This window comes from Actinoplanes xinjiangensis (assembly GCF_003148685.1).
GTDB classification, from domain to species: Bacteria; Actinomycetota; Actinomycetes; order Mycobacteriales; family Micromonosporaceae; genus Actinoplanes; species Actinoplanes xinjiangensis.
This window is the reverse complement of the sequence record NZ_QGGR01000018.1, coordinates 1-13812: the sequence shown is the minus strand read 5'-3', so window position 1 is coordinate 13812 and position 13812 is coordinate 1. Positions and strand designations below refer to the sequence as shown.

The window sequence follows — 13812 nt, the reverse complement described above, 5'->3', positions numbered from 1 at the left end:
GTACGCGCGTACGGTTAACCAGCCGCGAAAAAATGTCGTACGTGTGTTCCATAGTTGTGCTCTGTCAGCCAGGCCGAGCCCAACGGGGGTGTCCGCGGTGTCCTACCTCGACGACTTCTTCGACGAGCAGAGCGAGATCATCGAGAAATTCGGGTGGGCCGTCGTGCACGTCGTGCCCACCGAGGACGACCCTCCCGACACGGTGGCGTTCGCCTACACCGTCGGCCTCACCGGTTACGGCTTCCCCGAGCTCACCATCGCCGGCCTGCCACCCGAGACGGGGCATGTGCTGCTCAACGAGGTCGCCGGTAGGGTTTGCGACGAGGGCCTGCTGCTGCGCCACGGGCATCGGCTCCGCGGCCTCCTCGACGGGCAGGAGGTCCGCGTCGTCGCCGGCGAGATCACGGAGACCCTGTTCCCCGGCGCGGCACTTATGCGCTACGGCGACGACCGGGTCCGGCTCCTACAGTTGACCTGGCCCGACCCGGCCGACCGGTTCCCGTGGCAGAGCGGCTACGACGCGCTCGACTACCCACAGCCGACGATCGGCGTACCACTCACCCGTGCGGGCCGGCGCTGCGGCGTGTTCCGCGGCGTTCCGGGCGCCCACGAGCGGCGGGCCCAGCGCCACCGGGCGGCCCGCGCCGGCCGCTCCCACCCTTCCCGACCGCCTTCCACCCCACCGCCCGCGCCGCCACCGCCTTCGACCCCACCGGCTCCGACCTCGCCGCCTTCAACCGCACTGCCTTCGACGCCACCGCCTTCGACACCGCCGGCTCCGACCCCACCGCCTTTCACCCCACCGCCCGCGCCGCCGTCAGCCGGCGGCGAAGGAAGTAATTGAGGATTGACGTGACCACACCCGCACTGCCCCGATTCACCGCCATCGCCGCCGAGGCGCGCCCTGCGGCAATGGGGGACGGCCGCCGACCGCCGCTTCCGGCCCTCCGCTTCCGCCCGATCCCCACCGAGGCGAACGAGACACCCACCGGGACCGACCCGAAGCCGCCCCTCCCCGCCCTCCACTTCCTCGCCGGCCCACACGACACCGAGGAAGCCGACCCCGACAGCTGACCGAACGGCTTCATCCCGCCCGCCTTCCCACCGTCCTCGGCACCCTGACCGGACGCCGCCCTCCCGCGCCTCTGCCCGGAGGTCCTCCGCCCGCGCCCCCATGCCGCCGCCATGGGGAGGTCCTCCGCCGCGCCCACTCGCCGCCGCCGCCTTCGGAAGGTCCGCCACACGCGCCCGCCCGCCGTCATCCGAAGGTCTTCCCCGCGCGTTCCCCCGCGCCGCCATCCGAAGGTGTTCTGCTGTGTCCCCTCGCCGCCATCCGGAAGTCTTCCGCCCGGCACCCCCACGCTGCCGCCATCCGGAGGTGATCGGCCGCGCCCTCTCCCGCCGTCGTCGCGCGGGGAGACCGGCGGTCTGGCGACCGCCCCTTGCCGCCATTCCGGGAACGTCCAGCTGCGGCAGGTCGATCTCGCACGGCTGGACGTCAGCGCTGTCTCGAGCACCGCAAGACAACGCTGAGAACCAGCCGGAAGGCCCCGGCTGGCTGCCACCGCTGCTTCAGCTGCCCTGAGACAACGCTGACGTCCAGCCCGAACGACCCGGCTGGCTCCCACCGCTGCCTCAACCGCCGTGAGACGACGCTGAGGACCAGCCGGACTTGATCCACAGGTGCGGCCTACGGGTTCGCCGTTCTCGGCGTGGGGCCTGGACGGCCGCGAGTGGATGGTCAGGGGCGGAGGCTTCGGCGGCGGGGGGCCCGGGCCAGGAGGCGGAGGGCGTAGGGGGCGTCGTGGCGGAGGTATCGGCCGGCCAGGCGACGGGGTTCGATGCCGAGGCGGTGGGCCCATTCGAGGCCGGTGCGTTGCATCCAGAGGGGGGCACGTTCGATGTCGCCGGCGACGAAGTTGACGGCGGCGCCGCAACCGACGAACCAGGAGTTCGGCAGGTGTGGGCGGAGGCGTTCGATGACGAGTTCCTGTTTGGGGAAACCGAGGCCGACGAAGACCAGGTCCGGCCGGGCCGCGACGACCGTGGCGCAGAAGTCGGCGTAGGTGGCCTCGTCCTCCTCGAACCCGTAGTCGGGGCTGAGAGTTCCAGCGATGCGCAGGCCCGGGAACGCATCAGTGAGCCGGTCGGCAGCGCGGGCGGCACCGTCCTTCCCGGCGATGCGGGCGGCCTTCACGGCTGCTACGGCACCGAGTGCGGCCTTGACGGCTGCCGAGGTGACGCCAGAACTGTCGGATCTTCGGGTCCGGTCGCGGTCCACCGTTCTCCCGACGGTGCGGACCTTCGTCGCTGTCCGTGCGCCGCCGCCCCTCTCCCTGGCCGAGACATCACCGCGACCTTCTGAAGCCGCGACATCGCCGCGCCCCTCCATACCCGCAATGTCGTCGCGCCCGTCCAGACCTGAGACGTCGCTGCGCCCCTCCTGACCCGGGCCGTCGCTGTGGCCTTCCGGACCCGGGACACCGCCGCGGCCCGGAACCGGGACACCGCTGTGGCCTTCCGGAGCCGGGACGTCGCCGCGGCCGCTCGAAGGCCAGACGCCGGTGTGGCTCTCCGCTGCCGGGACTGGATCTTCCCGGCTGGTCTCCACCGTCGTCTCAGCGTCGCTGAGACGACGGTGAGAACCAGCCGGGGCCTGTCCCGGCGGAGCCGGGGGTCCGGCGGCGCGGGACGTTCGCCGGTGGGCGGGGCCCCGGCCGGGGGCGGTGCCGGTGACGGCCGCGGTGCCGGTGGCGGTGGCCCGAGTGCCGGCGGTGGCGGGAGTACCGCCGGCGGCGGTCGTGTCCCGCGTGGCGGTGGTGGCGGGGGTGCTGCCGGTGGCGGGGGTGCCGCCGATGATGAAGATGGAGCGGGCGTCCCGGCCGAGGCCTTCGGAGAGGGACCAGATGAGGCTGCTGCCGGCGACGCGTTCGGGGAGGGGTGACCCGCCGAGGCGGCTGGCCCAGACGAGCGGCATGCCGTCGGCGACGATCAGGTCGGCGTCGTCGAGGTGGCGGCGGACGCCGGGGTCGGCGGAGGCCCGGCGCAGGATGTCGACGTTGGGGGTGATGATCCGGCCGCCGCGTCCGTGTGCCAGGGACTCGCGGACCACGGCGACGACTTCGTCCTCGGTGATGCGGTCGATTCCGGTTCCGTCGAGGTGCACGCGGTCGAAAGCCTCGATAGTCACTTGACGCCTCCTTTTGCCTGCTTGACTCGTTACGAGAACGAAACGAGCAAAGGCGGGCCAAAGTGGCACAAGTGCTGTTTCTGGGTGGATTCGGACGAAGTGGGACAACGCTCGTGGAGCGCCTGCTCGGTGAGTTGCCGGGGATGTGTGCTCTCGGCGAGGTCGTCCACCTGTGGCAGCGCGACGTCCGGGACGACGAACGATGCGGCTGCGGGCAGCGGTTCTCCGGGTGCGACTTCTGGAAACGCGTCGGCGAACTGGCCTTCGACGGGTGGTCGAACGTCGACGTGGACCGGGTGCACGCCCTCCGCGACGCCGTCGAGCGGACCCGGCACATCCCCCGCCTGGCCTCGGCGACCACCGCCTCCGACGAGGTACGTGAGTACGCCTCCTACTACGCCCGGGTCTACGCCGCCGCGGCCGAGGTCTCCGGTGCCCGCGTGGTGATCGACTCCTCCAAGCACTCGGCGCTGGCGCATGTGCTGCGCTGGGCGGACGACGTCGACCTGAGGGTGGTGCACGTGGTCCGGGACGCCCGCGGGGTGGCGTACTCGTGGACCAAGACGGTGGCCCGGCCGGAGACCGACGGCGTGGAGCAGATGACCCGCTACTCCCCCGGGCGTTCGGCGCTGCTGTGGAACGCGCACAACGCCGCGTTCGGCCTGCTGGCCCGGCGTGGCGTCCCGGTTCGGCGGATCCGCTACGAGGAGTTCCTCGCCGATCCGCGGGCCGGTCTGATCCGCCTGGCCGATTTCGCGGGCGCCCCGCTGCACCCGGACGACCTCGACTTCCTCCGGAGCGGGCACGCCGATCTGCGGGCGGGGCACAGCGCGGCGGGCAATCCGATGCGGTTCACGGTGGGCCGGCTGCCGTTGCGCCGGGACGACGCGTGGGTGGCGGCGCTGCCGCGGGCGCAGCGGCGGCTGGTCGGCGCGGTGTGCGGACCACTGCTGCGGGCGTACGGCTACCCGCTCAACATCGCATCGGAGGCGTGATGAACTGGCCGTCGGTAGGGGTCGTGATCCCCACCCGGAACCGTCCCGAGCTGGTGCGCCGCTCGATCGCCGCGGTACGCGCCCAGCGCTATCCGGGCGAGCTGAAGGTGGTGGTGGTGTACGACCAGACCGAGCCGGACTACCTGCTGGCGTCGACGGACGGCGTACCGGTGCTGGTGTTGACGAATTGGCGGGCCCCGGGGCTGGCCGGCGCGCGGAACACCGGCCTGCTGGCGCTGGACACCGAGCTGATGGCGTTCTGTGACGACGACGACCAGTGGCTGCCGGACAAGCTGCGCCGTCAGGTGGCCGCGCTGCTGGCCGAGCCGGAGGCCGAGTTCGCCACGTGTGCGATCGAGGTGGAGTACGAGGGCCGGTGCACGGCACGGCTGGCCGGGCGGCCGCGGGTGACCGTGGACGATCTGGCCCGGTCGCGGATGGCGATGCTGCATTCGTCGTCGTTCCTGATCCGCCGGGAGGCGCTGGATCCGGAGCGGGTCGGGCTGGTCGCCGAGGACGCGCCGGGCAGCCAGAACGAGGACTGGGATCTTCTGCTCAGGGCGGCGCGCCGTGTGCCGATCGTTCACCTGGACGAGCCGCTGGTTCGGGTGCTGTGGGGCCGGACCTCGCACTACGCGTACGAGTACGCCACCAAGATCTCGTCGCTGCGCTGGATGATGCAGCGGCACCCGGAGATCAGCGGCTGCCGTCCGGGCGCGGCCCGGGTCTACGGTCAGCTGGCGTGCTGGTCGGCGGCGTCCGGCAACCGGGGCGCCGCCTGGCGGTACACCCGGGAGGCGGTGCGGGCGAATTGGCGGGAACCTCGTGCGGCGATCGCCTTGGCGGCGATGACCGGAGCGGTCAAGGTGGAGAACGTCCTTTCAGCGCTGCACAAGCGAGGCCGCGGTATCTGAACTCACCCTTTCGCACGCACCCGACCACGGGGTACTGTTCGAGTGTGTTCGAAATAGTGCGGTATAACAGCTCCGGCTGGCGCGGCTCCGGCCGGCGCGGCTCGGGCCGGCACGGCTGATGCTGGCACAGCAGAGGCAGTCGGCGATCCTCGACCGGGTGCGCGCCTCCGGCGGCGTCCGGGTCACCGAACTGGCCACCGAGTTCAGCGTCTCCGACATGACGATCCGCCGCGACCTGGAGGCGCTCGCCGAGCGCGGGTTGCTGGCGAAGGTACATGGTGGCGCGACCACCGTCAGTCCCGGCTCGGCGCACGAGCCGGGCTTCACCGCGAAATCGGTGCGGGAGCGCGGGGAGAAGGCGGCGATCGCCCAGCGGGCCGCCGCCCTGGTCTCACCGGGCGACGCCATCGCGCTGTCGGCCGGCACCACGACCGCCGAGCTGGCCCAGCGCCTGGTCGACGTCCCGGCGCTGACCGTGGTGACGAACTCGATCCCGGTCGCCGACGTGTTCTACCGGGCCGGCCGGCCCGACCAGACCGTGGTGCTGACCGGCGGTACCCGTACCCCCTCGGATGCTCTCGTCGGTCCGGTGGCCGTCGCCGCCGTCGGCACGCTGCACCTGGACGTGCTCTTCCTCGGGGTGCACGGGATGAGCGAGCGCGCCGGCTACACGACGCCCAACCTGATGGAGGCGGATGTCAACCGGGCGCTGGTGGAAGCCGCCGAGCGCCTGGTCGTGCTCGCCGATCACACCAAGTGGGGCACCGTCGGCATCTCGTCGATCGTGCCGCTGTCCCGAGCCCACGTCCTGATCACCGACGACGGGCTGGACGACGACGCCCGCGCCCTGCTGTCGGAAACCGTCCCTGAACTCGTGGTGGTGAACCCCCAGTGACCCCGACCCGCTCGAGCGTCCGTCTCTCCGACGGCCGTGAGCTGATCTACTTCGACGAATCCCCCGGCAGCAGCCGTTCGTCGTACCCGGACACCCGCCAGTTGCCGCCGCCTCCGCCGGCGTCGCAGTTGCGCTACGACCCGCTGACCGACGAATGGATCGCGGTCGCCGCGCACCGCAACACGCGGACCTTCCTGCCGCCGTCCGACGCCTGCCCGCTGTGCCCGACGAGCGAGCGGTTCGCCAGCGAGATCCCGGCGCCCGACTACGACGTGGTGGTCTTCGAGAACCAGTTCCCATCGTTCTCCGACCGGATCGTGCCGGACGAGATCACTCAGGTCACCGGCATGGTGCCGGTGCGGCCGGGGTACGGCCGGTGCGAGGTGGTCTGCTTCACCAGCGATCACGACAGCGCCTTCGGCTCGCTGCCGGTGTCGCGCGTGCGTACCGTGATCGACGCCCTTGCCGACCGCACCACCGAGCTGTCCGCCGTGCCGGAGGTGGCGCAGGTGTTCCCGTTCGAGAACCGGGGTGTCGAGATCGGCGTGACGCTGCACCATCCCCACGGCCAGATCTACGCCTACCCGACGGTGACGCCGAAGACCGCGGCCTACCTCCGGGCCGCGAGGCGGCACTTCGACAAGACCGGCCGCAATCTGTACGCCGACGTCCTCGCCGCCGAGCAGGAGGCGAAGGTACGGGTGATCGCGTCCAACGACCACTGGACCGCCTTCGTGCCGGCCGCCGCCCGCTGGCCGTTCGAGGTGCACGTGGCCCCGCACCGGCAGGTCCCGGACCTGCCCGCGCTGACCGACGCCGAACGGGACGCGTTCGCCCCGCTCTACCTCGACGTGCTGCGCCGGTTCGACGGCCTCTTCGGCAAACCGATGCCGTACATCTCGGCGTGGCATCAGGCGGTCACCGGTGAGGGCCGTGAGCTGGGCTATCTGCACCTGCAGCTGTTCAGCATCCGGCGTGCGGCGGACAAGCTGAAGTTCCTGGCCGGGTCGGAGTCGGCGATGGGCGCCTTCGTCAACGACATCGTCCCGGAGGCCGCGGCCCAGCGGCTGCGCGACATCTGACACGGCAGTGGGGAGGCCCGGGACAAGGCCTCCCCACTTTTTCAACGAATCAGGTCACGTCAGGGTCACTCCCCGTAGTAGGCATTCTTCATGATCCGCTTCATGTCCTCCAGCATCGGCATCCGCGGGTTCGCCGGCGCGCACTGGTCCAGGTAGGCGTTCATCGCCTGCTGCGGCAACGCGGCCAGGAACTCCTCCTCGTCCACCCCGGCGCCCTTGAACGACGGCGGGATCCCGACGGCGTCCCGCAACTTCTCGACGGCGCGGGCGTACGACTCCACGCCCTGCTCGGGAGTCTCGGCGGGAAGGCCGAGGTGCCGGGCGATGTCCTGGAAGCGCTCCGGGGCGATGTAGCGCTCGTACTTCGGCCAGCTGTTGAGCTTCGCCGGGACGGTCCCGTTGTGCCGGATCACGTGCGGCAGCAGGATCGCGTTGGTCCGGCCGTGCGCCACGTGGAAACTGGCGCCCAGGGTGTGTGCCATGGCGTGCACGATGCCGAGGAACGCGTTGCCGAACGACATGCCGGCGATGGTTCCGGCGTTGTGCATCTTCTCCCGGGCCAGCGGGTCGTCCCCGCCCTGCTTCACCGCCCGCTCCAAATTCTGGAAGATCAGCTTGATCGCGTGCAGGGCCAGGCCGTCGGTGAAGTCGCTGGCGTAGACCGACACGTACGCCTCGGTGGCGTGGGTCAGCGCGTCGAAACCGCTGTCCGCGGTGACCACCGGCGGCAGGTCCTTGGTCAGGTGCGGGTCGATGATCGCCACGCTCGGGGTGAGTGCGTAGTCGGCCAGCGGATACTTCTGCCCGGTGGCGGTGTCGGTGATCACCGCGAACGGCGTGACCTCGGCGCCGGTGCCGGAGGTGGTCGGCACGCAGACCAGCTGGGCGAGGTTGCCCAGGGTCGGGAACTTGAAGGCCCGCTTGCGGACGTCGAAGAACTTCTCCTTCATGTCCGCGAAGTCGATGTCCGGGTGCTCGTAGAGCAGCCACATCACCTTCGCGGCGTCCATCGGTGAGCCGCCGCCGAGCGCGATGATCGTGTCCGGGCGGAACGAACGCATCAGCGCGGCACCGGCCCGGACGGTCTCGATGCTGGGCTCCGGCTCGACCCCGTCGATGACCTGGATCGTCACCGGCTCCGGGCGCTCCCGCAGCACGTTGCTGATCCGGTCCACGTACCCGAGCCTGGTCATGGTGTGGTCGGTGACGATGGTGACCCGGCTGACGTCCGGCATGTCCCGGAAGTAGCGGATGGCGTGCGGCTCGAAGTACATCTTCGCCGGCACCTTGAACCACTGCATGTTGTTCGTCCTACGGCCGATGCGCTTGATGTTGAGCAGGTTGAGAGCGGAGACGTTGTCGGAGACCGAGGTGTGGCCGTAACTGCCGCACCCGAGGGTCATCGACGGGCGGAACCCGTTGTAGATGTCGCCGATGCCGCCCTGTGAGGCGGGCGCGTTCCAGATGATCCGGACCGCCTTCATCCGCTGCCCGAACCGCTCGGCCAGGCCCGCCTCCTTGGCGTGCACGACCGCACTGTGCCCGAGGCCGTGGAATTCGACCATCTGCTCGGCGTACCGGATGCCCTGCTCCTCGTCCTCGGCCTTGAGCAGTGCGAGCACGGGGCACAGCTTCTCGCGGCTCAGCGGCTCGGCCGGGCCGACCTCGCTGATCTCGGCGAGCAGGATCGAGGTGTCCTCGGGAACGCTGAACCCGGCCTGTTCGGCGATCCACACCGGCGACCGGCCGACGACGGCGGCATTGAGCTTCTCGCCCACGCAGTCCCTGCCCTCGCCGTCCGGCGGGAAGATGAAGTCCTGGAGGAGCTTCTTCTCCTCGGCGGTCACCACGTAGGCGTGCAGCCGCTCGAACTCCCTGATCGCCTGGCTCGCGATCTTCCTGTCCAGGATGACGGCCTGCTCGGACGCGCAGATCATGCCGTTGTCGAAGGTCTTCGACAGCACGATGTCGTGGGCGGCACGGACCACGTCGGCGGACGGGTGGACGTAGGCGGGAACGTTACCCGCGCCGACGCCGAGAGCCGGCTTGCCTGTCGAGTACGCGGCCCGGACCATCGCGTTGCCGCCGGTGGCCAGGATCGTCGCGACACCCGGGTGGTTCATCAGGGCCGACGTGGCCTGGATCGACGGCTGCTCCACCCACTGGATGCAGTTCTCCGGGGCACCGGCCGCGATCGCCGCGTCCCGGACCACCCGGGCGGCCTCGGCACTGCACCGCTGGGCGTTCGGGTGGAAGGCGAAGATGATCGGGTTGCGGGTCTTCAGCGCCAGCAGCGCCTTGAAGATCGTGGTCGAGGTCGGGTTGGTGACCGGGGTGACCGCGCAGACCACACCGACCGGATCGGCGATCTCGGTGATGCCGTTGACGTCGTCACGGTGGATGATGCCGACCGTCTTCATCCCGGCCATGCTGTTCGTGACGTGCTCGCAGGCGAAGATGTTCTTGACGGCCTTGTCCTCGAACACGCCCCGGCCGGTCTCGTCGACCGCCAGCCCGGCCAGTTCGCCGTGTTTGTCCAGCGCCGCCACCGAGGACTTGCCGACGATGTAGTCCACCTGCTCCTGGGTGAAGTCCGCGTAGGCGGTAAGCGCCTTCTGTGCGTTCCCGACCAGGTCGTCGATCACGACCGCAAGCTCGTTCATCTCGCTCCCCTTCGTCACCTCCATCTTCGGCAGCCCGCGGGCACCGGCACGCTGCGTAAAGGCATGACCCGGAGGGACCAAGGTCCCGAAACGGGCGGACAGCACGAAGCCCGCCGGCGGAGGCCGGCGGGCTTCGGTGATGCTCGTGGAATCAGGCGCCGAGCTTGCGCGCCAGGTTCTCGTCGAGAGCGTTCATGAACTCGTCGGTCGACAGCCACGGGGCGTCCCGGCTGATCAGCAGCGCGAGGTCCTTGGTCATCTGACCGCCCTCGACGGTCTCGATGCAGACGCGCTCGAGCTTCTCGGCGAACTCGGTCACCTCGGGGGTGCCGTCCAGCTTGCCGCGGTGCTTGAGGCCACCGGTCCAGGCGAAGATCGAGGCGATCGGGTTGGTCGAGGTCTTCTCGCCCTTCTGCCACTGCCGGTAGTGCCGGGTGACCGTGCCGTGGGCGGCCTCGGCCTCGACGGTCTGGCCGTCCGGAGTCATCAGCACCGAGGTCATCAGGCCGAGCGAGCCGAAGCCCTGGGCCACGGTGTCGGACTGCACGTCACCGTCGTAGTTCTTGCAGGCCCAGACGTAGCCGCCCTCCCACTTCATCGCGGCGGCGACCATGTCGTCGATCAGCCGGTGCTCGTAGGTGATGCCGGCCTGCTTGAACTGGTCCGCGAACTCGGTCTCGAAGATCTCCGCGAACAGGTCCTTGAAACGCCCGTCGTAGGCCTTCAGGATGGTGTTCTTCGTCGACAGGTAGACCGGGTAGTTACGAGCCAGGCCGTAGCGGAACGAGGCGCGCGCGAAGTCACGGATCGACTCGTCGAAGTTGTACATCGCCATGCCGACGCCACCGGCCGGGAAGTCCGCGACGTGGAACTCCAGCGGCTCGGAGCCGTCCTCCGGCGTGAAGGTGACGGTGAACTTACCGGCCTTCGGCGCGACGAAGTCGGTCGCCTTGTACTGGTCGCCGTGGGCGTGCCGGCCGATGATGATCGGCTTGGTCCAGCCCGGTACCAGACGGGGCACGTTCTTCATGATGATCGGCTCGCGGAAGACCACGCCGCCGAGGATGTTACGGATCGTGCCGTTCGGCGAACGCCACATCTTCTTCAGGCCGAACTCTTCGACCCGCGCCTCGTCGGGCGTGATGGTGGCGCACTTGACGCCCACACCGTGCCGCTTGATGGCGTTGGCCGAGTCGATCGTCACCTGGTCGTCGGTCTCGTCCCGGTACTGGATCGAGAGGTCGTAGTACTCGAGGTTCACATCGAGATACGGCAGGATCAGCTGCTCACGGATCTGCTTCCAGATGATCCGGGTCATCTCGTCGCCGTCGATCTCGACGACCGGGTTCTTGACCTTGATTTTCGCCATCGGCCGGCGCTCCTCTCCCGAAACACATGCTTAGCAGTACGAGCGTACTGCCCGCCCGTCGAAGATCGCCGGGCGGCCTCGCCCTGTCCGACCCCCTCTACCATCCCAGGGAATGAAGAATCGTCGTGCCGATAAGCATTACGAACCTCGTCACGGCGGTACGCGTATGGACGATCTACGCGAAACGGCAGCTCGGGCCCTCCCCGTCGTCCCGATCGCAACCGGCATCGTCGTGTCGCTCGTCACGGGGGCCCTTTTCCGCGACGACGTCATCCGAGCGGCCCACGGCGTCATCGGCGACCGTCCGGCGCTGCTCGTCCTGGCCGGCTGGAGCTTCGTGGCAGTCGTCGCGGGTGCCGGAGCCGGCTGCCTGTGGGCCGCCCGCGTACGAGGCCGGGCCGCCCGGCTCACCCTGCTCACCGTCGCCGCCCTGGCCGCACCGGTGGCGCTCTGGTTCTTCCCCACCCGAGCGGACAAGGACCCGTTCCCGGGCGGCGGCACCGACTTCGTCACTGGTGGGCAGACCGCGTGGCTCGCCCTGCTGACGGCCGGGATGGTGATCGTCTTCGGGGACCTCTTCGAGCTGCGGCGGACACGCCTGTGGGGTCCCGTCGTGGTCGCCGTCGTATCGATCGTGTCCGTCACCACGGCAGCCCTGCTCGCCCCTTAGCATCGTGCGATGAACTCCGATGCCCGGCCGGGCCGTACGTGAGCCGCCCCGCCCGCCGGCAGCAGCGCAGGACCAAGACGAGACCGAGCCGGGGCCGGGGCATCACCCCCACCGCCCCGCCCGAGCCGCCGCCCGGACCGTCACCGGGCCGGATCGCACTCGGCGCCCTCGTCTGGCTGGTCGGCAGTGTGGCGTACTTCCTGCTCTTCGCCGTCCGCGAGACCACCGCACGGGCCTGGGTCGACGGTGCGCGCCTGCTCACCGGCGGGCAGCCCGCGGGCATGGCGGTCGCCGGATGGCTGACCATCTTCGCCGTGTTCGGACTGATCTGGGCCGTGGTCCTGCTGCGCAAGCGGGTGCACCGGGCCTGGCTCTACACCCTCGGTGTGGCGGCCGTCGCCCTGTCGCCGACGGCGGTGGCGCTCTTCCCGCTCGAGGGTTACCGCATCGTGCATCTGATCAGCGGACCCGGCGGCAGCGCCTTCGTCCACGGCATGCGCTGGGCGGCCCCGGCCGGATTCGTCCCGGCCATCGTGGTGCCGTTCGCGCTGCTGAAGAAGACCCCACCGGTTCCGACGGCGGTGATCGCCGGGCTGTTCGTGCTCCTCACCCTGCTCGCCGCCCCGCTGACGGCCTGAAGGCACTCTCCCGCCTCGTCCCCGTGTCGCCGCCCGGCTCACACCATGACGGCGCTCTTCCGCCTCGTCACCGCCTTACAACATGAAGGCCGGGGCCAACGGCCCCGGCCTTCATGCGTGCTTCAGCGTGCGACTCAGAGGTCGGCGACGTCCGCCTGCTTGGCGCGGACCGCCTCGGCGGCCTCCTTCAGGCCGGCCAGCTCACTGTCGGTGAGCTTGTCCTCGACGACCTTGCGGATGCCGGTGGCACCCAGCTCGGCCTCGACACCCAGGTAGACGCCGGAGATCCCGTACTCCCCGTCGACCCACGCGCAGACCGGGACGACCTCGCCGGAGTCCTCGGCGACGGCCTTGGCCATGCGGGCCGCGGCAGCCGACGGCGCGTAGTACGCCGAACCGGTCTTCAGCAGCGCGACCACCTCGGCGCCACCGTTACGGGTCCGGACGACCAGCTCCTCGATCTTCTCGGCCGGGAGCAGCTCGGAGAGCGGCTTGCCGTCGACCGTGCACCGCGAAGGAACCGGAACCATGGTGTCGCCGTGCGAGCCCAGGGTCAGCGCCTTGACGCTCTTCACCGGGACGTTGAGCTCCTCGGCGATGAAGTTGGTGAACCGGGCGGTGTCGAGCACACCGGCCTGACCGAACACCCGGTTCTTCGGGAACTGGGTGGCCAGCTGAGCCAGCGCGGTCATCTCGTCGACCGGGTTGGAGACCACGATGACAACGGCGTTCGGCGCGTACTTCGCGATGTTCTCCGCGACCTGACGGACGATCTTCGCGTTCACCTCGAGCAGGTCCATCCGGCTCATGCCCGGCTTACGCGGCAGACCGGCGGTGACCACGACGACGTCCGAGCCCTCGATGGCCTCGTAACCCTCACCGTTCGGGCCGGTCGAGACACCGACGACCTTGGTCTCGAAGCCCTCGATCGACCGGGACTGGTTGATGTCGAGCGCGAGACCGGCCGGCTTGCCGTCGATGATGTCGGTGAGAACCACCGTCTCGAAGATGTCGTACTCGGCGAGACGCTGTGCGGTCGTGGACCCGTAGAAACCGGCGCCTACGACGGTTACCTTCTTGCCCATATCTCTGCACTCCCAGTGTCCGGGCGACTTTTCGCGACCGTATCAGCCGGTTAACGGCCGATTACCAGCCGGTCGGCTGAAGGGGACCCAAGCCACTGACACCGACCTCACTGATCATGGCCTATCGAAGGCGCCGCCCACCCCCGGATGCCGTTCCCGACCCACCCGCACCGCGGCCGCATCCCACCCGCCACCTCCCGCCGGACACCACCACCCCACCGCGCCTTCCCAGCCCACCCCACCCATCGGCCCCAGCCCACCGCACCCGTCCGCCCCGGCCCACCGCACCCGTCCGCCCCGGCCCACCGCAC

Annotated in this window: 12 protein-coding genes; 8 read left to right on the top strand and 4 right to left on the bottom strand. The window is 70.0% G+C overall.

The annotated features are described in order from the left end of the window. Positions 1-97: 97 nt before the first annotated feature. Both BC793_RS51725 and BC793_RS49075 read left to right on the top strand, forming a co-directional pair. The gene (locus BC793_RS51725; RefSeq protein ID WP_239170314.1) at positions 98-844 is read left to right on the top strand and encodes a DUF4262 domain-containing protein; all 747 of its coding nucleotides are present in this window, start codon (positions 98-100) and stop codon (positions 842-844) included. 8 nt (positions 845-852) lie between these two features. Continuing rightward, positions 853-1074: a hypothetical protein gene (locus BC793_RS49075; RefSeq protein ID WP_146246520.1), complete on the top strand. Its 222-nt coding sequence runs from the start codon at positions 853-855 to the stop codon at positions 1072-1074. A gap of 667 nt (positions 1075-1741) precedes the next feature. On the opposite strand, the gene BC793_RS51720 is transcribed toward BC793_RS49075, so the two are convergent. Further along, on the bottom strand, positions 1742-3190 hold the full coding sequence (locus BC793_RS51720) for a WecB/TagA/CpsF family glycosyltransferase (RefSeq protein WP_239170313.1): 1449 nt from the start codon (positions 3188-3190) through the stop codon (positions 1742-1744). Between the two features lie 62 nt (positions 3191-3252). Between BC793_RS51720 and BC793_RS32225 the strand changes: the two genes are divergently transcribed. From BC793_RS32225 to galT, 4 genes are all read left to right on the top strand, one after another. Then, entirely contained in the window at positions 3253-4185 is a 933-nt protein-coding gene (locus BC793_RS32225) for a sulfotransferase (RefSeq protein ID WP_109599445.1), read from the top strand. Then, positions 4185-5099, top strand: a complete 915-nt coding sequence (locus BC793_RS32220) for a glycosyltransferase family 2 protein (RefSeq protein WP_109599443.1) — start codon at positions 4185-4187, stop codon at positions 5097-5099. The genes BC793_RS32225 and BC793_RS32220 overlap by 1 nt, the downstream gene beginning before the upstream one ends. Positions 5100-5217: 118 nt before the next feature. After that, on the top strand, positions 5218-5994 hold the full coding sequence (locus BC793_RS32215; RefSeq protein WP_109599441.1) for a DeoR/GlpR family DNA-binding transcription regulator: 777 nt from the start codon (positions 5218-5220) through the stop codon (positions 5992-5994). Continuing rightward, on the top strand, positions 5991-7076 hold the full coding sequence (gene galT, locus BC793_RS32210; RefSeq protein ID WP_109599439.1) for a galactose-1-phosphate uridylyltransferase: 1086 nt from the start codon (positions 5991-5993) through the stop codon (positions 7074-7076). The genes BC793_RS32215 and galT overlap by 4 nt, the downstream gene beginning before the upstream one ends. 65 nt (positions 7077-7141) lie before the next feature. On the opposite strand, the gene adhE is transcribed toward galT, so the two are convergent. Both adhE and BC793_RS32200 read right to left on the bottom strand, forming a co-directional pair. Beyond that, positions 7142-9739 carry a bifunctional acetaldehyde-CoA/alcohol dehydrogenase gene (gene adhE / locus BC793_RS32205; protein ID WP_275416250.1) on the bottom strand — a complete coding sequence of 866 codons (2598 nt, stop codon included), beginning with the start codon at positions 9737-9739 and terminating at the stop codon, positions 7142-7144. 151 nt (positions 9740-9890) lie between these two features. After that, the gene (locus BC793_RS32200; RefSeq protein WP_109599435.1) at positions 9891-11108 is read right to left on the bottom strand and encodes an NADP-dependent isocitrate dehydrogenase; all 1218 of its coding nucleotides are present in this window, start codon (positions 11106-11108) and stop codon (positions 9891-9893) included. 232 nt (positions 11109-11340) lie between these two features. Between BC793_RS32200 and BC793_RS32195 the strand changes: the two genes are divergently transcribed. Both BC793_RS32195 and BC793_RS32190 read left to right on the top strand, forming a co-directional pair. Next, the gene (locus tag BC793_RS32195) at positions 11341-11778 is read left to right on the top strand and encodes a hypothetical protein (protein ID WP_146246519.1); all 438 of its coding nucleotides are present in this window, start codon (positions 11341-11343) and stop codon (positions 11776-11778) included. Between the two features lie 38 nt (positions 11779-11816). Then, complete coding sequence (locus tag BC793_RS32190; protein WP_109599431.1) at positions 11817-12416, top strand: hypothetical protein; 600 nt, start codon at positions 11817-11819, stop codon at positions 12414-12416. 134 nt (positions 12417-12550) lie between these two features. On the opposite strand, the gene mdh is transcribed toward BC793_RS32190, so the two are convergent. Continuing rightward, positions 12551-13501 carry a malate dehydrogenase gene (gene mdh / locus BC793_RS32185; protein ID WP_109599430.1) on the bottom strand — a complete coding sequence of 317 codons (951 nt, stop codon included), beginning with the start codon at positions 13499-13501 and terminating at the stop codon, positions 12551-12553. Positions 13502-13812 lie beyond the last annotated feature (311 nt).

Bases quoted from the DNA above. Each gene is read 5' to 3' on its own strand.
- mdh (WP_109599430.1), bottom strand. From the start codon at position 13,501: ATGGGCAAGAAGGTAACCGTCGTAGGCGCCGGTTTCTACGGGTCCACG.
- adhE (WP_275416250.1), bottom strand. From the start codon at position 9,739: ATGAACGAGCTTGCGGTCGTGATCGACGACCTGGTCGGGAACGCACAG.
- BC793_RS32200 (WP_109599435.1), bottom strand. From the start codon at position 11,108: ATGGCGAAAATCAAGGTCAAGAACCCGGTCGTCGAGATCGACGGCGAC.
- BC793_RS32215 (WP_109599441.1), top strand. From the start codon at position 5,218: ATGCTGGCACAGCAGAGGCAGTCGGCGATCCTCGACCGGGTGCGCGCC.
- BC793_RS32220 (WP_109599443.1), top strand. From the start codon at position 4,185: ATGAACTGGCCGTCGGTAGGGGTCGTGATCCCCACCCGGAACCGTCCC.